The sequence below is a fragment of the Pseudoalteromonas sp. N1230-9 genome, assembly GCF_032716425.1.
GTDB lineage: Bacteria > Pseudomonadota > Gammaproteobacteria > Enterobacterales > Alteromonadaceae > Pseudoalteromonas.
Genome location: NZ_CP090419.1, coordinates 3,140,477 through 3,161,021, shown reverse-complemented (window position 1 = coordinate 3,161,021; position 20,545 = coordinate 3,140,477). Strand labels below are relative to the sequence as shown.

The 20,545-nt window shown below is 42.7% G+C and carries 16 protein-coding genes; 13 read left to right on the top strand and 3 right to left on the bottom strand.

Features of this window, described 5'->3' with window-relative positions; translation table 11 throughout:
• The first annotated feature begins 181 nt into the window (after positions 1-181).
• Both LY624_RS14640 and LY624_RS14635 read left to right on the top strand, forming a co-directional pair.
• Positions 182-424 (top strand): YdcH family protein, encoded by a 243-nt coding sequence (locus LY624_RS14640; RefSeq protein ID WP_130149375.1) that lies wholly within the window; start codon positions 182-184, stop codon positions 422-424.
• 169 nt (positions 425-593) lie between these two features.
• Positions 594-3,278, top strand: a complete 2,685-nt coding sequence (locus tag LY624_RS14635) for a M14 family metallopeptidase (protein WP_341803311.1) — start codon at positions 594-596, stop codon at positions 3,276-3,278.
• 72 nt (positions 3,279-3,350) lie between these two features.
• On the opposite strand, the gene LY624_RS14630 is transcribed toward LY624_RS14635, so the two are convergent.
• Positions 3,351-4,811, bottom strand: a complete 1,461-nt coding sequence (locus tag LY624_RS14630) for a Gfo/Idh/MocA family protein (RefSeq protein WP_341803310.1) — start codon at positions 4,809-4,811, stop codon at positions 3,351-3,353.
• Between the two features lie 274 nt (positions 4,812-5,085).
• Between LY624_RS14630 and LY624_RS14625 the strand changes: the two genes are divergently transcribed.
• Genes LY624_RS14625 through LY624_RS14600 form a run of 6 tightly spaced genes read left to right on the top strand, consistent with a single transcriptional unit; the run spans position 5,086 to position 11,788 of the window.
• Complete coding sequence (locus LY624_RS14625) at positions 5,086-6,351, top strand: D-tagatose-bisphosphate aldolase, class II, non-catalytic subunit (protein WP_341803309.1); 1,266 nt, start codon at positions 5,086-5,088, stop codon at positions 6,349-6,351.
• Between the two features lie 23 nt (positions 6,352-6,374).
• Positions 6,375-7,493, top strand: coding sequence for an SIS domain-containing protein (locus LY624_RS14620; protein WP_130149379.1), 1,119 nt, complete (start codon positions 6,375-6,377; stop codon positions 7,491-7,493).
• Positions 7,494-7,510: 17 nt separating this feature from the next.
• Entirely contained in the window at positions 7,511-8,434 is a 924-nt protein-coding gene (locus tag LY624_RS14615) for an ROK family protein (RefSeq protein ID WP_130149380.1), read from the top strand.
• Positions 8,412-9,575, top strand: coding sequence for an N-acetylglucosamine-6-phosphate deacetylase (gene nagA, locus LY624_RS14610; protein WP_341803308.1), 1,164 nt, complete (start codon positions 8,412-8,414; stop codon positions 9,573-9,575). Before LY624_RS14615 ends, nagA begins: the two co-directional genes overlap by 23 nt.
• A gap of 13 nt (positions 9,576-9,588) precedes the next feature.
• Positions 9,589-11,283, top strand: a complete 1,695-nt coding sequence (locus tag LY624_RS14605) for a GMC family oxidoreductase (protein WP_341803307.1) — start codon at positions 9,589-9,591, stop codon at positions 11,281-11,283.
• On the top strand, positions 11,276-11,788 hold the full coding sequence (locus tag LY624_RS14600; protein WP_237120024.1) for a hypothetical protein: 513 nt from the start codon (positions 11,276-11,278) through the stop codon (positions 11,786-11,788). The genes LY624_RS14605 and LY624_RS14600 overlap by 8 nt, the downstream gene beginning before the upstream one ends.
• Before the next feature lie 30 nt (positions 11,789-11,818).
• Here the strand turns inward: LY624_RS14600 and LY624_RS14595 are convergent, their stop codons facing one another.
• A complete protein-coding gene (locus LY624_RS14595; RefSeq protein ID WP_341803306.1) occupies positions 11,819-13,150 on the bottom strand; it encodes a sugar MFS transporter in 1,332 nt (443 codons plus the stop codon).
• 160 nt (positions 13,151-13,310) lie between these two features.
• Between LY624_RS14595 and agaR the strand changes: the two genes are divergently transcribed.
• From agaR to tatA, 3 genes are all read left to right on the top strand, one after another.
• Positions 13,311-14,075: a transcriptional repressor AgaR gene (gene agaR / locus LY624_RS14590; protein WP_054561067.1), complete on the top strand. Its 765-nt coding sequence runs from the start codon at positions 13,311-13,313 to the stop codon at positions 14,073-14,075.
• Between the two features lie 314 nt (positions 14,076-14,389).
• Complete coding sequence (locus LY624_RS14585; RefSeq protein WP_341803305.1) at positions 14,390-17,206, top strand: TonB-dependent receptor; 2,817 nt, start codon at positions 14,390-14,392, stop codon at positions 17,204-17,206.
• Positions 17,207-17,277: 71 nt separating this feature from the next.
• A complete protein-coding gene (tatA, locus tag LY624_RS14580) occupies positions 17,278-17,433 on the top strand; it encodes a twin-arginine translocase TatA/TatE family subunit (RefSeq protein WP_341803304.1) in 156 nt (51 codons plus the stop codon).
• Between the two features lie 12 nt (positions 17,434-17,445).
• Here tatA and LY624_RS14575 read toward each other — a convergent pair whose 3' ends face one another.
• Complete coding sequence (locus tag LY624_RS14575; RefSeq protein WP_341803303.1) at positions 17,446-18,519, bottom strand: mechanosensitive ion channel family protein; 1,074 nt, start codon at positions 18,517-18,519, stop codon at positions 17,446-17,448.
• 124 nt (positions 18,520-18,643) lie between these two features.
• Here LY624_RS14575 and LY624_RS14570 point away from each other — a divergent pair, with 124 nt between their 5' ends.
• Positions 18,644-19,612 (top strand): YihY/virulence factor BrkB family protein, encoded by a 969-nt coding sequence (locus tag LY624_RS14570; RefSeq protein WP_341803302.1) that lies wholly within the window; start codon positions 18,644-18,646, stop codon positions 19,610-19,612.
• A gap of 82 nt (positions 19,613-19,694) precedes the next feature.
• On the top strand, positions 19,695-20,537 hold the full coding sequence (locus LY624_RS14565; RefSeq protein ID WP_341803301.1) for a pirin family protein: 843 nt from the start codon (positions 19,695-19,697) through the stop codon (positions 20,535-20,537).
• Positions 20,538-20,545 lie beyond the last annotated feature (8 nt).

The following is a 20,545-nucleotide window of genomic DNA, read 5'->3' as shown; positions in this document are numbered from 1 at the left end:
ACACAAGAGCCTCGGTATATGTCGAGGTTTTTAGCTTTCTAAATCACAAGCAATTTTTAACTAGGTACTATCATTCCCTAATCGCCACCATTATTGATCTCGGACAAGGTTGCGACGTTGACTCTATTTTGCACAATGTTACAGTGAATTTGAAATCTAATTCTAGTCAAAGGAGTTGCCCATGCTAGGCGAAAAACACTCGTTATTGAATGAATTCCCAGAGTTTAATGAATTAATCCACACCCTTGCTAAAAGTGATGCGCACTTTAAAAATACCATGCAGCGATATGATGACATGGATAAAGAAATTAGAGAACTTGAGCTCAATAGTTCTCCGATCGATGACAGTGAAATGCATGAAAAGAAACATCAAAGAGCGGCGCTGAAAGATGAGCTGTATGATTTCTTGAAGACCAAAGCATAAAATCAAATCACACCTAATACCCCTTGCACTTATGACTCTCACTGACAAGGGGTGTTATTTCCAGTTAACCCTAATTTAGGCCTTTCTAACGCTTTTAATTCCCTTATTTTCAATAGTTTTATATGTTGGTAACTAGTTTATTTACGTTTTTTTAATGGGTGGAATTCATATGTTAGCAAAGGGAGCAATCAAAGCAGTTTCAATGTGCATGATGGCAATGTCTGTCAGCTTTAGTGCCACTGCAAGTATTAACAATACCGAAGTGATGTGGCCTGGTACTGTTTACAATACTGATATACCTACGTTTAAGCAGGTTCTTGGTTATGATGTAGGTGAGCGTATTACTAATTACAACGATATGCGCCGTTACCTCAGTGCCCTTGAAAAGGCGGCACCTAATCGTATTAAAGTGTTTAAGTACGCAAATAGCTGGGAAGGGCGTGAACTGGTTTATGCGGTGGTTGGCACCGCTGAGCATATTAGTTCATTAGAAACCCTTTCGAATAACACACAAGCCTTGGCTGATCCGCGAATTACTTCTGAAAAAGAAGCTAAGTCGCTCATTAAAAACTTACCGACATCAGTGTGGCTTCAGTATGCGGTACATGGGAATGAAATTAGCTCAACCGATGCCGCATTATTTACAGCGTATCATTTATTAGCAGCTCCTAATGATGCTGTTAACAGCAAAATTTTAGACAATACAGTGGTCTTTATCGACCCATTACAAAACCCAGATGGTCGTGAGCGATTTGTTACTCGTTACTATGCAACCGTCGGTCTTGAGCACAGTGCCGATCGCTTAAGTGCAGAGCATAATGAGCCGTGGCCAAGAGGGCGAACAAACCATTATTTGTTTGATATGAACCGTGATTGGTTAGCACTTACTCAGCCTGAAACAAAGGGAAGAGTGGCAGCAATCAATAAATATAAACCACAAGTGGTGGTTGATATTCATGAAATGGGCGGCGATCAATCTTACTACTTTGCACCAGCTGCTCAGCCATTTAACCCACATATGACAAAAACACAAATCGCCAACATGGATGCGATTGGTCAAAATCATGCAAAGTATTTTGATGAGTTTGGTTTTGATTATTTTACCCGTGAAATTTTTGATGCCTTTTACCCTGGCTACGGCGATAGCTGGCCAGTATTTTATGGGGCGTCTGCATCAACATATGAAGTAGGCTCAGCTCGTGGTCATGTGTTTGAGAAAAACACCGGTGAACTACTCAGTTATTTTAATACCGTAAAACGTCAGTTTGTAGCGTCAATTTCAACCGCCGAAGGGGCTGCCAATCAACGTGAAAAGTTACTGAGCGATTTTTATCAATATCAAGTTGATGCGATTGATTCGGGTAAAGATAGCAAAGAGCGTGTTTATATTTTACCTAAACAAAGTAACCGTGAAGGCGCTCACAGACTAGCAACGTTAATGGCTGAACATGGTGTTGAAGTTAAACAAGCAACTGAAGAGTTCAAAGCATGTGGCGTTAAGTATAAAGCGGGTAGCTATTTTATTGATACCGCACAGCCGCGTGGTGTATTTGTGCGCACCACGTTTACAGACCAAGTTGATATGGCTGAGGCATTCGTAAAAGAGCAAGAAAGACGTCGTGCTCGTAACCTTGACGATGAAATATACGATGTCACAGGTTGGTCACTGCCGATGATGTTTAATGTTGATAGCGATAGTTGTGATCGCACTGTTAGCGCAGAAAGCAAAGCGGTTCAGGCCGACGACACACTACTTGGCAAAGTAAATAACCCCGAAGCTTCTGTGGCTTATATCGTTGCTTGGGGTGATACGGCCGCAGCACGCTTTTTAACAGCAGCATTGCAAGCAGGCATTAAACTGAAAAGTGCTGACCAAGCATTTATATTAGGCGATAAAACTAAGTACCCAGCGGGTAGTTTAGTAATCGAAAAGCGTTTAAATGACAAAGAACTACTTGCTAAAATTAGCAAAATCGCCGAGCAAACAGGTGCAATAGTTGATGGTGTTGATTCAAGTTGGGTGATTGAAGGTCCAAGCTTTGGTAGTAACAAAACAGTGACCATGGTGGCGCCAAAAGTGGCGATGGCATGGGATGCACCCACCAGTGAGCTAAGTGCCGGTAACACCCGTTTTGTTATCGAAAGGCAGCTAGGTTACCCCGTTACGGCGATTCGTACGCCAATGCTTGCATGGGCTGATTTAAGTGATTACCAAGTGCTTATTTTACCGGAAGGTGATTACGAGCAAGTGCTCGGTAAATCAGGTGCGGCTAATTTAAAAAGCTGGGTTGAAGCAGGTGGCGTGTTGATTGCCCTTGGTAATGCAAACCGCTTTACTAGTAATGCTGATTACGGCTTATTAGATGTTAAGCGTGAGCAAGCTTACCGAGAAGATAAAGCCGACAGCAGCGATGATAAAAGCAGTAAAGTGGCAGGGCAGTTATTTGCTTCTCGCGATGATTTAAAAGCAGCGAGCATTGAGCCACATACATCGCCAGACTATGTAGCCGGTGTACTTGCTAATGTTGAAGTAGACCAAGAGCATTGGTTAACAGCAGGGGTTGATAAAGACCTTGTTGCGGTGGCTTACGGTAATGATATTTACACACCAATAAAACTGAACTCAGGTAAAAACTTGGCGTGGTTTACAGGTAAAGACGATGTTTTGGCGAGTGGTTATCTGTGGCAGCAAAATAAAGCACAGCTTGCGTATAAGCCATTATTAGTTCATCAACCGCAAGGTAAAGGCATGGTGATTGGCTTTACACAATCACCAACCTACCGTGCTTACCTTGAAGGTATGAATGTACTGCTAACTAATACAATTTTTCGCGCTGCAGCCCATGCTCAGTAAATAATTAGCTGCGACAAAGCACAAAAAAGCTCGCAGCATACGCTGCGGGCTTTATATTTTAGGAAAGGTGTATTAAGACACAATCCCCAGAGGCTTGCCTGTTTGCCAAGCGCCACGAGTAAAGTCTGGAATTGTTTTACTGTTACTTCTATCTGCAACCGATGCCATACTTTGCGGGAAGATTGATGACCATGCTGCGGCATCGTATACATCTTGATCGAGTGGCTCATTATTGCGTAAGCAGTAGATCATGCGCCAAAGCATAATGAAGTCCATACCGCCGTGGCCGCCGTTACGAACCGCTTCTTCACCCATGCGTTTCCACAGTGGATGATCAAATTCAGCACGCCATTTTTCCATATCTTGATCCCAACTATGGAAGTTTTGCATATGTGGCTTACGACCTTGTGAACCCGCTTTTTCCCACGCTGCGAGCTCAGCTTCATATTGCTGTTGGTAAATTTTTGCAATCGCTGGTGGCACATCTTCAAGGGCAATACGATTGGGGAAACCGGCAAATGTTCCATTAGTACCTTGAATTAGGTTATGGCGACTGTACGGGCGTGGGCTTGTGGTGTCGTGCTGCACCATAATGCTACGACCTTTCACTGTTTTAATTATGCTGGTGTTCATGTCGCCAGCAGTAAATTTAAGTGAACGACGTTCGTGGCCTGCAGGGAATTCACGCTCTGCATAGGCGGCGCGTCCAAGTGCTGGTGAACTGACTGAGGTAACAAAATCAAAGCGATCCCCTCGGTTGATATTCATATACTGAGATACAGGGCCTAAACCATGGGTTGGGTATAAGTTACCGTTTACTTTTGTATGCCAATAAGTACGCCACGAGCCAGTACTGCGGTCAATTTCTTTCATTTGCCAACGCAGGTCATGAATATAAGCGGCTTCACCGTGTAGTAACTCACCAAATACGCCTTTACGAACCATGTTTAATACCATTAACTCGTCACGACCGTAGTTAACGTTTTCCATCATCATGCAGTTCTTTTGCGTGCGCTCTGCGGTATTTACTAGTTGCCAACACTCTTCCATCGTGGTTGCTGCGGGTACTTCAACAAAGGCATGTTTGCCACTTTCCATGGTCTCGACACTCATTGGTGTGTGCCAACGCCAAGGCGTTGAAATGATCACAATGTCGATGTCATCGCGAGCAAGCATGTCTAAATAGGCTTTATCAGAACCCGTATAAGCAGTTGGTTTAGGTAAGCCTTTTTCAACAACATAGTTAACAGACTTATCAAGCATTAGCTGATCTGTATCGCAAATAGCTTTAATTTCAACACCCTCAATATGGCAAAGGTGTTTTACATGGCCGCTACCACGTTGACCAACCCCAATAAAACCAACACGTACCACATCCATTGCTGGCACAGCTAAGCCCATAACGCTTTTACCTTGTGCGGCAAGTGGTGTGCTTTGATTATCACCTTGTTGGCTTTTCGCACAGCCAGTCACAACTGTCGCGGCGGTAATGGCTGCGGCAGATTTTAAAAAACTACGTCTATCTATTGTCATAACGATACCTAAATCACTGAGATTATTTTAATAGTGTGTTTCAGTTGTTTCTGTTATATCGCAACTCAAAGTCAATTACAATTAAATGCTTTCAAATTCTTTCGTAGTTTTGGGGTTTATCATTTTTATTCTTATAAAATACCGTTATTAGTGTGTTTTTAACTTACCTTTCACCTTTCATTACCTTTCGTTTTGTTGCGGGTTGTTTCGCGCTGTGCTAGTGTAATTTCAAATCACGTATCTAACCATAGGCGTAAGCTGCTTGGAGGAAACCATGAATGCATTAAAAACGATTATAAATAACAATCGAGTAGGGCAAGTGCAGGGCATTTATTCTGTGTGTTGTGCACACCCGCTCGTTATCGAAGCAGCAATGTTGCAAGCTCTAAATGATGACACCGAAATTTTAATTGAAGCTACAGCGAATCAAGTTAATCAGTTTGGTGGTTACACAGGAATGAAGCCCCATGACTTCGTTGAGTTTGTTCATGCAATAGCGGAAAAAGTAGGGTTAGATACCCAGCGCATTATTTTAGGTGGTGATCATTTAGGCCCAGTGTGTTGGGTAAATGAGCCTGCAGACGTTGCGATGGTTAAAGCTGTTGAACTAGTAAAAGCCTATGCAAGTGCGGGTTTTAAGAAAATTCATTTAGATGCCAGTATGCCATGCGCTGACGATGGAGAGCGTTTAGCTGATGCCGAAATTGCCAAGCGTGCCGCGTTGATGTGCCAAGCCGCTGAGTCATCAGCAAAAGATAACGATATTCTGTATGTAGTGGGCACTGAGGTCCCTCCTCCGGGTGGCGCAACACAAGAGCATGAAATTATTGAGGTATCGCATGTTGAGGGAGTGCAGCAAACAATCGAATTACATCAGGCTGCATTTGCTAACTTAAACATAAGCGATGTGTGGTCACGCGTTATTGCTGTTGTTGTGCAGCCGGGAGTTGAGTTTGATAACCATCAAGTTTTTGATTACCAACGTAATGAAGCGCAAAAACTGAAAGAGTTTATCACCACTGTCGATAATCTTGTTTATGAAGCTCACTCTACCGACTATCAGCCAGATCATTGCTATCACGAGTTGGTGCAAGATCACTTTGCCATATTAAAAGTGGGTCCACAGCTAACCTATGCACTACGCGAAGGGTTGTTTGCGTTATCTTATATTGAAGATCAATTAGTCGAAGCGGCTAAGCGTTCAAATTTACGTGATGTATGTGAGCGCATCATGCTAGAAAAGCCACATTACTGGAATAAGTTTTACCCAACACAAGGTGCTGAAGCTAAGCTGTTTAGAGCTTATAGTTATAGCGACCGTATTCGTTACTACTGGCCTGAAGATGAAATAAAGCAAACAGTAGAAACTTTATTTGCCAACTTAGAAGGGCAAACTATTCCACAGACTTTGCTTAGCCAATTTATGCCAGCGCAATACAAGGCATTGAACAATGGCAAAATTAACTCATCACCGCGTGAGTTAGTACTTAATAAAATAATGGAAGTCACGAATACCTATTCGCGTGCTTGTAATCAATAAGTGGTGTTGAGAGAGAATTAATTATGACGCAGTATCTATCATTAAACGAAACAGAGCTTAAGCAGCAAAGCGCTTATTGGACAGCAAAAGAAATTTCACAACAGCCAAGTTCATGGCGTAATACGGCAAAACTGGTTAATAATGATCGCGCTGAAATTAATGACTTTTTAGTGCCAATTTTGGCATTAAAAGAATTACAAATCGTATTAACAGGGGCTGGCACATCAGCCTATGTGGGTGAAGCATTAGCACCACACTTAACAGCTAAAACTGATTTAAATGTGCGTGCAGTTAGCACCACGGACATTGTGTCTAACCCACATGGGTTTTTACAAAAGAGCACACCAACCTTACTTATTTCTTATGCGCGCTCAGGTAACAGTCCTGAAAGTGTTGCTGCGGTCGATATCGTAGAGCAAGTTGTTGAAAAATGCTTTCACTTGGTTATTACCTGTAATGAAAATGGTGAATTAGCGAAAAGGGCGGCAGCTAAAAGAAACAGCTTTAGTGTACTAATGCCAAAAGAAACTCTGGATGAAAGCTTTGCAATGACCAGTAGCTTCACTTCGATGTTACTTTCAACCTTATGTATTTTTACCCCTGATGCTAATCAGCTCGCAGAAGTTGCAAGGCAAACAGATCTGCTGCTCGAAACCCAACTTGATGACATTAAGCAATTCGCGCAAACTGACATTGAACGTTTGGTGTTTTTAGGGGCTGGCTCGTTACTTGGCTATGCTAAAGAAGCGGCTTTAAAGTGCTTAGAGCTGACCAATGGGGATTTAATTAGTTACTTTGAAACCCCGCTTGGCTTTCGTCATGGTCCTAAAACCATCATTAATGATAAAACCGCAGTGTTATTAATGGCCTCAAGTGATTTTTATAGTAGTTTGTATGATGCTGATTTACATAATGAACTATTAAATGACCAACAATGTTTAGCGGTTAAAAAACTGGCGTTAAATACTGAACTGGTCGAGCTAGATGATGTTTGGCAAGGCTTGTATTATATTGTCTATTGTCAGATTTTTGCATTTTATAAATCAATGTCACTCGGTTTAACACCTGATAATCCTTGTCCGACGGGCGAAGTTAACCGTGTTGTAAAAGGGGTAACTATTTACCCATTAACTTCTCGCTAAGTAGTGTTGGGTAAAGTATGGCTGTTTACGGACTCGATATTGGTGGTACAAAAATAGAGACCGCCATTTTTAATGATAATTTAGAGCAACAGCAAAGTTGGCGTATTACTACGCCAACGGATGACTATCAGCAATTTTTGCACGCAATTTATCAGCAGGTAATTAAAGCCGATGAGCTGACAGGTTGCCAAGGTGCGGTGGGCATCGGTATGCCAGGTATCGTTAATGATGAAGGTAAAGTGCTGTCGGCTAATGTGCCGTGTGCCACAGGCAAATTGATTGCCAACGATCTTCAAGCATTATTAAAACGCCCTGTTGCGATATTAAATGACACCCGATGTTTCGCCTTATCAGAAGCTAATGGCGGAGCTGGTGAAGGTTACAGCCGAGTATTTGGTGCTATTGTTGGCACTGGTGCGGCGGGTGGTATGTGCATTGATGGAACCTTGTTTAACCAAGGCTTGGGTATGTCGGGGGAGTACGGTCATTTACCGCTGTCTGCGTATTTGCAGCAAAAATACCAGCTGCCGGTTTTAAAATGTGGCTGTGGTTTAAATGGCTGTGTCGAAAGTTATATTGCTGGGCCTGGTGTACAAACCTTGTATCAACATATTACGCAATCTCCTAAATCTGCGATTGAATGGGCAAACGATATCAAGCGCTCGGATGAGCAAGCCTTAAAGGTGCTCGCTTGTTACTTAGATATTCTTGGCGAAACCTTTGCTGCTATTAGTAAAAGTTTACACCCAGAAGTTATCGTACTGGGGGGCGGTTTGTCGCTCATTGATGCAATTGTAGAAAAGCTCCCTGACGCAATTCAAACTCATTTATTTTCAGGTTTTGCCGTGCCCGACGTGAAGCGCGCAAAATTTGGTGATTCTAGCGGCGTAAGAGGCGCTGCAATAATAGGAAGTGTTCATGCTAATTCCAAAGCATCTTAATCGCTATTACTTAAAAGCCGCAAAAGTGGTGACTGCTGATGCGGTTTTACTCGATCATGCGGTCTTGGTTGAGCAAGGTAAAATTACTGCAATTACCATGCAAATAGCGCCCGAGATCGAGGTAATAGATTTAGGTGAGCATAGCTTATTTCCGGGCTTTATCGATTTACATATTCATGGCCGCGAAGGCTGCGATATTATGGACGGTACCCCAGAATCACTAGAGACTATTTCTCGTTCTTTAGCAAAGCACGGCGTAACGGGTTTTGTTGGCACAACGGTGACTGCAGACTGGGACGTCTCAATTCAAGCTTATAAAAATATGGCGAGTGCCTATCAAAAAGGCTTGACTGGGGCGCAGTTGCTAGGGGCTTATAACGAAGGCTTATTTTTTGCAGAAGCGCATAAAGGCGCGCACAACGAGTCATTTTTTTTAGAGCTTACTAAACAGCGATTTGATGAAATTTATGCCGCATGTGAAGGTTGCTTAAGCTCATTTGCGTTGGCGCCAGAACTACTTAAATCCCCCGACATGATCCGCTATATCACCGATAAAGGTGTGCGTGTGATGCTGGGTCATACAGATGCTAATTTTGAGCAAACAACACAAGCTCTTGCCCATGGTGCTTGCGGTGGTGTGCATATTTTTAATGGTATGCGCGGTATTCATCATCGTGATCCTGGTTGTACGGGGGCACTATTGATGGACAAGGATGCCATGGTTGAGCTTATTCCTGACGGTATTCATTTGCACCCGAGCATCATGAACATGGTTTACCGTTTAAAAGGGGCAGATAAAATTGCTCTGATCACAGACTGCGTGAGCGCCGGAGGCTTACAAGATGGTCGCTACCGTTTAGGTGAGCTTCCTATTGTGGTTGAGCAAGGTGTTGCACGAACTGAGAGCGGCTCTTTAGCGGGCAGTACATTAACCATGGAAGTTGGCGTTGAACGCTTTTATAACCTAACCGACGCAAGCCTAGTTGAAGCAACTAACATGGCCAGTTTAGTACCCGCTGAGTTTTTAAATAAAGCGGAGCAAATAGGCAGTATTGCGGTAGGTAAGCAGGCTAATTTTGCCCTGCTCGATAAAGACTTTTCTGTTCAAGCAACGATCTGCGCGGGTAAGCAAATCTTTTAAAAGTTAAGTGAGAATGCAGGCAAAAGTATTCGATGCCATTGTTATTGGTAGTGGCATTACTGGCGGCTGGGCTGCTAAAGAACTGACCGAAAAAGGGCTCAATGTACTGTTACTTGAACGTGGCAGGCAGGTTGTGCACGGTACTGACTATATCACTGCCTTTAAAGATGATTGGCAACTGCCATTTCGCGACAGGCCCAGCCTACTAGAAAAACAGAATCAAGCTAAACAAGCACGCACTGGCTATGCCACTAAGCAATCAATAAAACACTGGTTTGTGAATGATTTGCAGCACCCTTATCAAGAATCTCAGCGTTTTGATTGGATCAGAGGGTATCATCTTGGTGGGCGTTCATTAACTTGGGGGCGGCAATGCTTGCGCCTCAGTGATATAGATTTTGCAGCCAACAAACAAGATGGTCACGGTGTTGATTGGCCTGTGCGCTATCAAGATATTGCGCCTTGGTACGATAAAGTCGAAGCCTACATCGGGGTTATTGGCGAAACGCTGAACTTACCTCAGCTACCAGATGGACCTTACTTACCTCCTTTTGCGCTTAATGCTGTAGAGCAGCAGCTTAAACAAAGTTTATTAACTCACTACACTAATCGGCACCTCACCATCGGGCGAGTTGCGCATTTAACTAAGGCCAAGCCTGAGCAAGGTCGTGCTCCATGCAGCAAGCGCAACCGCTGTATGCGAGGTTGTCCAACCGGTAGTTATTTTAGTAGTTTAGCCTCGACCTTACCTGCAGCGATGCGTACTGGACGACTCACTATTCAGACTCACTCCATTGCTAAAGAGATTATTTACAATCCAGAAAGCGGGCAAGCCACAGGTGTGAAAGTAATTGATGCGGAATCTAAAAAAGAGCGTATCGCGCAAGCGAAGATTATTTTTTGCTGCGCATCAACGGTGGCTACAACAGCCTTGTTATTAAATTCAACCTCTGCACGCTTCCCCAATGGCTTAGGGAACGATAGTGGAGAGCTTGGGCATAACCTCATGGATCACCATTTTAGGGTTGGCGCAACGGGTGAACCAAAAGGTTTTGCTGATGACTTTAATGATGGCGACAGACCCGTTGGCTTTCATATTCCGCGTTTTCGAAATCTTAATGATAGCGAGCAGCATAGCTTTATTCGCGGCTATGGCTATCAAGGATACGCAACACGCAAAGATTGGCGACGGGGCTTTAAAGAACTTAGCTTTGGTAAGGCTTTTCGAGAAGAGCTTGCCAAACCTGGGCCTTGGCAAGTTGCATTAATAGGCTTTGGTGAATGCCTGCCTTATCATCGTAATAAAATGAGCTTAGATCCGGTATTAAAAGATCAATGGGGATTACCTTTAGTTAATTTTGATTGCCAATTTGCTGAAAACGAGCAGCGCATGCGCGAGGATATGAAAGCGCAGGCCTTCGAGATGCTCAGCAAAGCTGGTTATCAAAATGTGCAAGCGTACGATAAAGGCTCAGCGCCGGGGCAAGCTATCCACGAAATGGGAACTGCGCGCATGGGACATGATGCTACAACCTCAGTGCTTAATCGTTACAACCAAATTCATAGTGTGCGTAACGTCTATGTCACTGACGGCTCGTTTATGTGCTCGTCGGGTTATCAGAACCCTTCGTTAACCTATATGGCATTTACTGCAAGAGCCGCCGATCATGCTGCACGACATTATCAAAATGGGGTATTCAATGGCTGATCTACAAAGGCGAAATGCCATTAAATATTTAGCAGCATTATTCGGTGCGGCTATTACGCCAGTGGCTGCGACTCAGCTATTTGATAAAGTGGATGGCAATCATTTTGAGGTGCTTAAAACAGCGGCGCATCGGGATGTGGTCACGCAAATGCAGGCGGTTATTTTAGAGCTAGAGCCAAATGAGCAGCTGTACTTTAATTTAGTCGCTTTCACAGATTTAATGCTAGCAAATACACTTAGTATTACTGAGCGTACGGCATGCTTAAAAGGCGCTGAGCTGATTGCAGAAGGTGCTCTTTCATCGTCGCAATTAGCAGACAAACTCACAGGTTTATTTACTATCTCTTTGCAGAAGCAACAGCGCATAATAGCGCAGCAAGCCTTACCTCTTTCAGAAGTGAGCCCTGATAAGCGTGACGAGTACTTAATTTATAAGTGTATTTTTACCGTGCGTGAATTTTTGCTACTGGGCTATTTCACATCAGAAAAATTGCAGGCTAGTTAAATAGTAAAACAACTAAGCCTGCCCATGTCGTTATTTACGCCAACTTGTTAGTTTGTGACCAATCAGTGCGTAATAAAGAATAAACGCATAGCAAGGGATCAACAGATAGTAAGCTTGTTGTGCATTGCCTGTATATTCTGCAAATACACCGTATACCAAAGGCAATAGAGCGCCACCAGAAATCCCCATAATCAGTAATGCCGCGCCGGTTTGAGTTTTATCGCCAAGATTTGCAAGGGCCATAGGCCAAATGGTCGGCCATACCAGCGCATTCGATAAGCCAAGTAATGCAACAAATAACACGGTATCTGGAAAACTGTTATCAGCAAGCCAAAAGAGCACTACGTTTGCAATCGCAGTTTGTTGCGGTTCAATCAAAATGATACCAAGTGAAAACACACAACCACTTAAGGCGGAAAATATCAGCGCCTGTTGCTGACTAAAAAAGCGAGGAATTAACACGATACCTAAAACATAACCTAGCACCATAAAGCCCATGGTGTAAGAGGTGAGTTCTGCGAACTGCAATACCCCTTGTTCTTTGCCGTAAAGGCCAATAGTGTCGCCGGCAATGACTTCTGCACCTATGTAAAAGAATAGGGCAATCACGCCTAAAACTAAGTGTGGAAATTGCAGGGCAGATTTACTCTCGCTGTTATTGTTGGTTTTAGGTTGCTCAATATCAGGTAGCGGGGCCAGCATAATTAATGCCGCTAATATCGCTAATGCGATTGCCATTATAAAGTAAGGAGTAATTAAACGATTAGCCAGTTCTTGTAACTGCAATTGTTTTTGAATGCTGTTCAATTGGGCCAGAGCTTCTGGGCTAAAGCTGGCAATGTCGCTAAACACAATTGCTGAGAAGAGCAATGGAGCCACCACACCGGCGCTCTTATTGAGAATACCCATAATGCTAATGCGCACGGCTGCCGTGTCTTTAGAGCCAATAAGCACGATGTAAGGATTCGCAGCGGTTTGTAATAAGGTGAGGCCACTACCTAACGTAAATAAGGCAACTAAAAACAACCAATACGCTTGAATTTGTGCCGCAGGAATAAACAACAGTGCACCAAATGCCATGGTACCTAAACCAAACGACATACCATGCTTATAGCTGAATATTTGCAAAACCTTAGCGCTTGGCAGTGCCATCACGGTATAGGCGATATAAAACACCAGTGTCACCATGTAAGCTTCAATATGGTTGAGATCGCAGACCATTTGTAAAAATGGGATCAGAGAGCCGTTAAGCCAGGTTATAAAGCCAAATAAGAAAAACAAGCCACCTATGATCATCATAGGCAGTAATTGCGTGCGATTGGTGTGTTCTGTTTGCTTTAACAGTGAGCTTTGTGTTGTCATTTTTGTCACCAAAGAAGTTTGTTGTGAAATAATCATAAAACAAAATTCGTAAGGTTTGAAAGTTATATTTTGTTTCAAAACTAAGTTTGGCTTTGAAACTGTAAATTGTGTAATATTGAACTACAAATTTGAAAGCAGCTATTAAAACAACAGGACAGCTATGCTAACCACAATAGAAAGAAGACAAAAAATCGTTCTGATGACCGAGGAAAATGGCAAAGTAAATGTTAAAGATCTGGCAAAGACCTTTGATATTTCGGAGGTTAGCATTCGCCATGATCTTAACGAGCTCGGTAAACGAGGCTTAGTTGTCCGTTCTCGTGGTGGGGCAATTGCCTGCGATAAATTGGCTAAAGAGCTTTCGGTAAAAGATAAGCATAACGAAAACTACGCTGTGAAAGTGTTATTAGCGAAAGCTGTGGCAAGTTTGGTTGATGATGGCGATTCATTAATTATTGATTCTGGCACCACCACAGAAGAAGTTGCCAAAGCATTAACCAATAAGCAGGGCCTTACGGTGATGACAAACGGCCTTAATATTGCCCATGTACTGGCTGATATTGAAGATGCAAATGTGTTTATGCTGGGTGGGCAATTGCGAAAGAAATCAATGTCTTTTTACTCAAATGAAGTCGAGCAAGCACTTAGCAAATATAACTTTAAAAAGGTTATTTTAGGGGTTGATGGTATCGACTCAGAAGCGGGGATCACCACCCATTATGAGCCCGAGGCAATGTTGAATCGCACCATGTGCACCCGCGCAGATAAAGTCATTGCAGTCACAGATTCAAGTAAATTTGGTAAGCGTGCTTTGTATAATGTATTGCCGCTTAAATCAATCGATGTGCTGGTCACCGATAAAAATATGCCAGCAGAGTTCGTTGAATCATTAACGAGCTTAGGTATCGAAGTGATTACTGTTTAACTCTCTAGTTAAATAGGATTGATGAAAGGTGGCTTTTGCCGCCTTTTTTATTATCCAAAATAGATCGTGCCAGCCCACCGGAAGAAAATCTTTAAAAAAAATCATTATCGTAACTTTCGAAATTAAATTCCCATATTTAAAGGCATTTGAAGCCATTTTATTCATATATAAAACTCATTTCGTAACTATCGAAAGTTTCATAAGGTAATTTATTGTTGCTAGATTGTTTCATTTTGTTATAGATTAAATATAAGGCCTTACTCATTACCATTTTAATGGTGAAAAAAACTGAACATTAAAAACAGGAAATCATCATGGCAACAACAACTAGAAAAACATATTTGAGCGTGTTGATAAGCTCGATTCTGGCCTCATCAGTCAGTTTCGCTGCGACGGCTCAACAACAAGAAAACGATAGTAAGGCCGAAGAGGATGTTGAGGTTATTGAAGTTACAGGGATCCGTAGCAGTATTAAAGAATCAAACTTTCGAAAGAAAGAAGCAACGACAGTCGTTGACGTCGTTGTCGCTGATGACATCGGTAAGTTCCCAGATGAAAATTTAGCCGAAGCATTGCAGCGTATTCCGGGCATCACCATTACCCGTAATGGCGGTGAAGGGCAAAATATTTTAGTGCGTGGTTTAGGTGGCGGCTACAACATTACCACGTTGAATGGTCGTAAGCTGGCGTCTGAAAACTCAGGCCGCGACTTTAACTTTGATACAATTGCTTCAGAATTAGTCGGAGCACTTCAAGTGTATAAGTCACCAGAAGCACGCTTAATTGAAGGGGGCATTGGTGCAGTTGTTGATATCGAAACGCGTAAACCACTAGACCAAGATGGCTTTACCTTGAGCGCTTCAGCAAAGGGGATTTATGAATCGCGAACAGGCGATGTACATCCACATGCTTCATTCATCATCGGTGACAACTTTAATGATGATACCTTTGGTGTGCTTTTCTCGGGTGCGTATTCTAAGAAAACCTTACGTGCAGACACATACTCAGCAAGCGGCTTTTTTGACGAAGAAGAAGGTTGGGGAGCAGACAGCGCAGGTGTGCCAGTCGACATGAACGGTAACGGAGAAATTGATGGGCAAAGTGAAATATTTGCCTCAAAAATCCCGAGCTACATGTATTTTGCGAACGCGCAGGATGTGCGTGAACGCGTCGGTGCAACGTTAGCAATGCAATGGCGTCCAACAGATACCCTAGATATTAACTTTGATGCTCTTTATTCACGTTACAATACTGACGGTCATCGCTATCAAATTGGTTTTGTTAACTATGATGAAAGCTGGACGCCAGGCACGCCAGTGTTTACTGATGCAGAATTTGATGACACAGGCCGTGTAGTATCAATGACGCAAACCGGTAACACAATGGTGGAGCTACTTAACTTAACCAACCCTCGTAAAACCGATACTTATCAGTTTGCCCTTAATGCCAAATGGTATCCAATGGATGGTCTAACACTGGCTGTAGATGTTGCACATTCAAAAGCGAAAAATGAAAACGGGGGTGATAACCGCTTTATTGTTGCGCGTGGTTTTATTGACTCAATTGGGATTGATTACACCACAGGTAATATGCTACCAGATGTGACCTTATCGCCAGGCTTAACTGCGGATCAATCTTACGGTGCTCACTATAGCCGTAATACAGGTACTGGGGTTGAAGACACGGTTAATGACTTTAAGTTTACCGGTACGTTTGTGCCGGAAAGTGATTTAGTTACCCGTGTTGATTTTGGTTTAACTTACCTTGAACAAACTAAGAGTCAACTTGAATATGCATCAAAAAATGCCAGCCAATTTAGTAATGGTGGTCAATATTTAGAGCGTGATGGTTATGAATTTGATGACAGCACCGTGGTGAATGTTGGTGACTTTAACCTCTTTGAAATCCCAAGCGATGTGTTTGTTGAGGCGAACTTCGATAACTTCTTAGAAGGTGAAAGTAGCATTACGCCTGAGCCATGGCCAAGTTTCGATTACGATAAGTTACTTGCTTATTATCGTTCAATTAATGCTGAAGCGACCGATAAGAGCATTGTTGCATCACTTAATTCATCGGGCACTTATGAGGTAACCGAAGAAGTTCTTACCGCGTATGCGCAAGTGACGCTCGAAAGCACCCTTGCAAACATGCCGTATATGTTAAACGTCGGTATTCGTGGTTCGCAAACAGAAGTGAGCTCTAAAGGGTCAGTGTATGACCTTTCGTTAATTGAGTTACAAGTGGATGGTAAACCACTTGAAAATGGTTGGCGCGAAACCGTTGAGCAATCATTTAAAGGAGACTACAGCAACATTTTACCAAGCATGAACTTTAAGCTTAGTATTACCGATGATTTGATTTACCGTTTTTCTGCGGCACAAGTGATTAGCCGCCCATCGTTAGGCTATTTACGCCCATGGCTTGCGCCAAACTTTGATACGTATCGCGAAGGTTTACCACAACTTTCTATGGGCGATTCATCGTTAACACCAGAAGAAGCAAATCAAGCCGATATGACCTTGGAGTGGTACTTTGAAGACAGTAGCTCGTTAAGTGGTGGGGTGTTCGTAAAAGACCTGAAATCATTTATCGATTACGTAGAAAGCCCTGTTGAAATTGAAGGTGTACGTTACTTTGCATCTTACCCTGGTAAGAGTAAGTACGGTGCAACTATCAAAGGGGCTGAGTTTGCTTATCAGCAATCGCTTGAAAACTTATTACCAGAACCTTTCAATGGCTTAGGTTTTCAGCTTAATTACACCTATGTTGACAGTAGCTATGATGAGCCAGAGCTGAAAGAGTCAGGCTTACCATTTAGAGGCATGTCGAAAAATTCATATAACGCCGTGGTTTACTATGAACAATATGGTTTCCAAGCGCGTTTAGCGTATAACTGGCGCAGCAAATTCTTGTCGGATCCTGATGCATGGGGTGGTCCATATTGGATCTCTGATTATGGTCAGTTAGATGCCAGCATGAGCTATAACATCAGTGATCAATTCACTGTGTTTGCCGAAGCAACGAACTTAACGAATGAGCGTTATTGGGGTTACACCAAGCGTACTGACCAAGTTAGTTATCTTGAGCGTTTCGGTACTCAAGTTGCCTTGGGGGTTCGAGCTAGTTTCTAATTTTATTATTCCTAATGTTAGTGTTGTACAAGCGCCTGTCATGGGCGCTTTTAATTTAAAAAGAGGTTGTTATGGCAGGAATTAGTGTTTGGCAATTAGCCATTATTGCCGCAATTGTGGTGCTTCTATTTGGCACCAAAAAACTATCTCGAATAGGTGGAGATTTAGGGACGTCAGTCAAAGGGTTTAAACGCGCTATGCAAGATAAACCCAATGATGAAACTTAGTTCTCAAGTACTTTAAATTATATTACTCCCCTGTTCAGGGTCGCGAGATTGATCGGCCTGTTCGCGAATATCATCGGCGTCACTGCTCACGTCATCAAGGCTGTGGTCGTCGAGTGATTTTGTTGTTTTTATAGGCGCACTTTCGGTATTGCTTGGTTGATCGTTATCGCTATTTAAAATAATTCGCTCGCGGGCATCATCAGGCATGCTTATTTGCTCGGCTAAGTAAGTATTGACCAGCTCTCGCATTAATTGTGAGGCGACTTTAACAGTGCTATGTTCGCTGCTATTTACCCAAAAATATATTGTTAAGTTGAGAGTGGCAGAGCCAAGCGATTCAATCAAGACCTGACTCGGTGGATCATTAATAACAGCAGGGTTTTGATTAACCACCTTCATTGCTAATTGTTGGGCATAGCGAATGTCATTATCGTAACCAATACCAACAGTAAAATGGCCTCGCATTTTGGGGTTGGCAGTGAGGTTTTTAATCACGTTTTTATACACGCTCGCATTGGGAATTTGAATGTGGTTGCCATCAAAATCAACCAAAGTAGTAGCGCGAGCCGTAACCTTTTTAACTACCCCTAAGCGACCATCCACTTCGATAACATCATCAATACGAAAAGGGCGCTGCACACTGAGCAGCATACTTGAGATAAAGTTTTCGGCAATATCTCGAAAAGCAAAACCTAAAATAAGTCCGACTAAGCCAGTTCCGCTCATAATTGCCACGGCAAAACTGGTGAGCCCTGCAAGACGCAAAAATAAGTACACACCAAATAAGATGATAATGATGCTAAAAAAACGCCGTGTTACCACATGTAATAGCTTGCTTTCACTTACAAAACCAAGTGGTTTTATTAATAAATACGATAAAGGGCGAGCTAATAAGTAGCAGATAATAATCGCTGTAATACCTAGTGTCAGAGCAGGTAACATTTGCCATGCAGTGTGTAAAAACTGCGTAACTTGTGAGTTTAAATCTTGCCAAGATAAACTATCGTTGACCGCCTTTGGTACTACAGATGTGTTCGATATCAGCAAGTTAGCTAATTGATTTTTAAAAATTAAATAATAGCTCATAGCACCGCTCCATGGATAATTGCTTTACTCTTATAAGCTTAGTTCAATGCAAATTAGGCGCCATTACGACTGGCAAGTTGTTTGCACCTTTATGCAGTTATCGAAGCAATTTTTTAGGTCACATATGATTAAAGACAATCGCGGTTTTCAGGCTCACTCGCCGGTAGAAATTCCAATGCGAGGTTGGTGGGATATTAGCAAGCGGGTTTACCATAATTTATCACAAGATAATTTATCTTTTGTGGCGGCTGGTGTTGCATTTTATGCGCTATTGGCTATTTTTCCCGCTTTGGCTGCGATAGTGTCTGTTTATGCTTATTTTGCTTCACCAACCGACATTCATGATCAACTTGATAAAGTGATTGCCATCTTACCAACCAGTAGTCGCGATATTATTCTGATGCAAGTCAGTGAGGTGACACAGCAGTCGCAAAAAGTATTAAGTATGAGTGCAATAGGTACTTTGTTATTGACTGTTTGGAGTAGTAGCAAAGGCTGCCAAGCACTCATTACAGCTTGTAACATTACCTATCATCAATATAACAAACGACAGTTCTTTGTGGCGTTACTGGTACGTTTTCTATTTTCACTGGGCGCGATTGTTGTTGCGCTGGTGGCGTTGTTGATCATTGGTATTTTACCCATAGTACTAAACTTAGTTGGTCTAACAGAGCTTATTGATTTAATGATTAAGCTTATTACTTGGCCACTATTAGCCATTATTTTTAACTGCGCTTTAGCATTTTTATATCGGTACGCACCTCATCGCACTCCTGCAAAATGGCGTTGGATCACCCCAGGCTCAATACTTGCCACGTTACTGTGGATCGTCGCATCCATTGGCTTTTCATATTATGTCTCACAATTTGCAAGCTACAACGAGACGTATGGCTCGTTAGGTGGTGTAGTGATCATGCTGATGTGGCTTTATATCAGTGCTTATATCATTATTTTTGGGGCGGCGATTAATGCCAGTACAGAGCAACAAACACTGATTGATAGTACTGTAGGGCCAGTAAAAGAAGTTGGCGAGCGCGGAGCAACTGTGGCTGATAGGTTAACTAAGCAGCAAAATGAGCATTCTCATAAATAGAATGATTGGCGCGACTTTTACGCATAGTTGTTAGTTAAATTAGCGCCTACAATCATTTCATACAATTTACGGGAGTAAAGTTATGAAAGTGATTCAACAGTTAAATAGCCATGCCACACAAGATGGTGATGGTGTAAACATCAGCCGTATTCCGGGCTTTGATGGCAAGTATTTAGATCCTTTTTTAATGATCGATGAACTTAAGTCAGATGATCACAGTGATTTTATGGGTGGTTTTCCCGCGCATCCCCATCGTGGTATTGAAACTTTTACGTATATTATTAAAGGAGGTTTTGAGCACCAAGATCAAATGGGTAACAAAAAAGCCATTCGTGCTGGCGATGTGCAGTGGATGAGTACCGGTTTTGGTGTCATTCACAGTGAAATGCCATTAGCAGATGCCAAAGAAGGCATGCACGGCTTTCAGGTTTGGCTCAATATGCCAAGTGCCGAGAAGCTAAGAGCGCCGCGATATCAAGATACCACTGAAGCGCCAGCGCCAACGACTCAAAATGAGCAGGGTGTTGAGCTTAAAGCGTTGGCAGGAAGCTGGCAATTTGCTGGTGAAGAGCAGGTATCTAGCCTACAAGATCTCGCAGCTGACGGCATGCTTGCTGATGTGACTTTACCCGCTGGTACGCAGTTTTACCATGCACCGCTTACACAAACTAAGATGATGATTTATATCCATACCGGAGAAATTCATACTGAACAGGGCGGTCCAGTTAAAGCGGGAAGCTTACTGATTTTAGAACCAGGTAGTGACATTGAATTTAACTCGCAAATCGGTGCGGGGGTTTTGATACTAGCAGGCTCGCCACTTAAGCAACCAATCGCTCACATGGGCCCGTTTGTAATGACGACTCAAGCAGAATTACATCAGGCAGTACAAGACTATCAACAAGGTAAATTTGGCACACTATAGGAGGTTAT

Bases quoted from the DNA above. Each gene is read 5' to 3' on its own strand.
- LY624_RS14640 (WP_130149375.1), top strand. From the start codon at position 182: ATGCTAGGCGAAAAACACTCGTTATTGAATGAATTCCCAGAGTTTAAT.
- LY624_RS14635 (WP_341803311.1), top strand. From the start codon at position 594: ATGTTAGCAAAGGGAGCAATCAAAGCAGTTTCAATGTGCATGATGGCA.
- LY624_RS14630 (WP_341803310.1), bottom strand. From the start codon at position 4,811: ATGACAATAGATAGACGTAGTTTTTTAAAATCTGCCGCAGCCATTACC.
- LY624_RS14625 (WP_341803309.1), top strand. From the start codon at position 5,086: ATGAATGCATTAAAAACGATTATAAATAACAATCGAGTAGGGCAAGTG.
- LY624_RS14620 (WP_130149379.1), top strand. From the start codon at position 6,375: ATGACGCAGTATCTATCATTAAACGAAACAGAGCTTAAGCAGCAAAGC.
- LY624_RS14615 (WP_130149380.1), top strand. From the start codon at position 7,511: ATGGCTGTTTACGGACTCGATATTGGTGGTACAAAAATAGAGACCGCC.
- nagA (WP_341803308.1), top strand. From the start codon at position 8,412: ATGCTAATTCCAAAGCATCTTAATCGCTATTACTTAAAAGCCGCAAAA.
- LY624_RS14605 (WP_341803307.1), top strand. From the start codon at position 9,589: ATGCAGGCAAAAGTATTCGATGCCATTGTTATTGGTAGTGGCATTACT.
- LY624_RS14600 (WP_237120024.1), top strand. From the start codon at position 11,276: ATGGCTGATCTACAAAGGCGAAATGCCATTAAATATTTAGCAGCATTA.
- LY624_RS14595 (WP_341803306.1), bottom strand. From the start codon at position 13,150: ATGACAACACAAAGCTCACTGTTAAAGCAAACAGAACACACCAATCGC.
- agaR (WP_054561067.1), top strand. From the start codon at position 13,311: ATGCTAACCACAATAGAAAGAAGACAAAAAATCGTTCTGATGACCGAG.
- LY624_RS14585 (WP_341803305.1), top strand. From the start codon at position 14,390: ATGGCAACAACAACTAGAAAAACATATTTGAGCGTGTTGATAAGCTCG.
- tatA (WP_341803304.1), top strand. From the start codon at position 17,278: ATGGCAGGAATTAGTGTTTGGCAATTAGCCATTATTGCCGCAATTGTG.
- LY624_RS14575 (WP_341803303.1), bottom strand. From the start codon at position 18,519: ATGAGCTATTATTTAATTTTTAAAAATCAATTAGCTAACTTGCTGATA.
- LY624_RS14570 (WP_341803302.1), top strand. From the start codon at position 18,644: ATGATTAAAGACAATCGCGGTTTTCAGGCTCACTCGCCGGTAGAAATT.
- LY624_RS14565 (WP_341803301.1), top strand. From the start codon at position 19,695: ATGAAAGTGATTCAACAGTTAAATAGCCATGCCACACAAGATGGTGAT.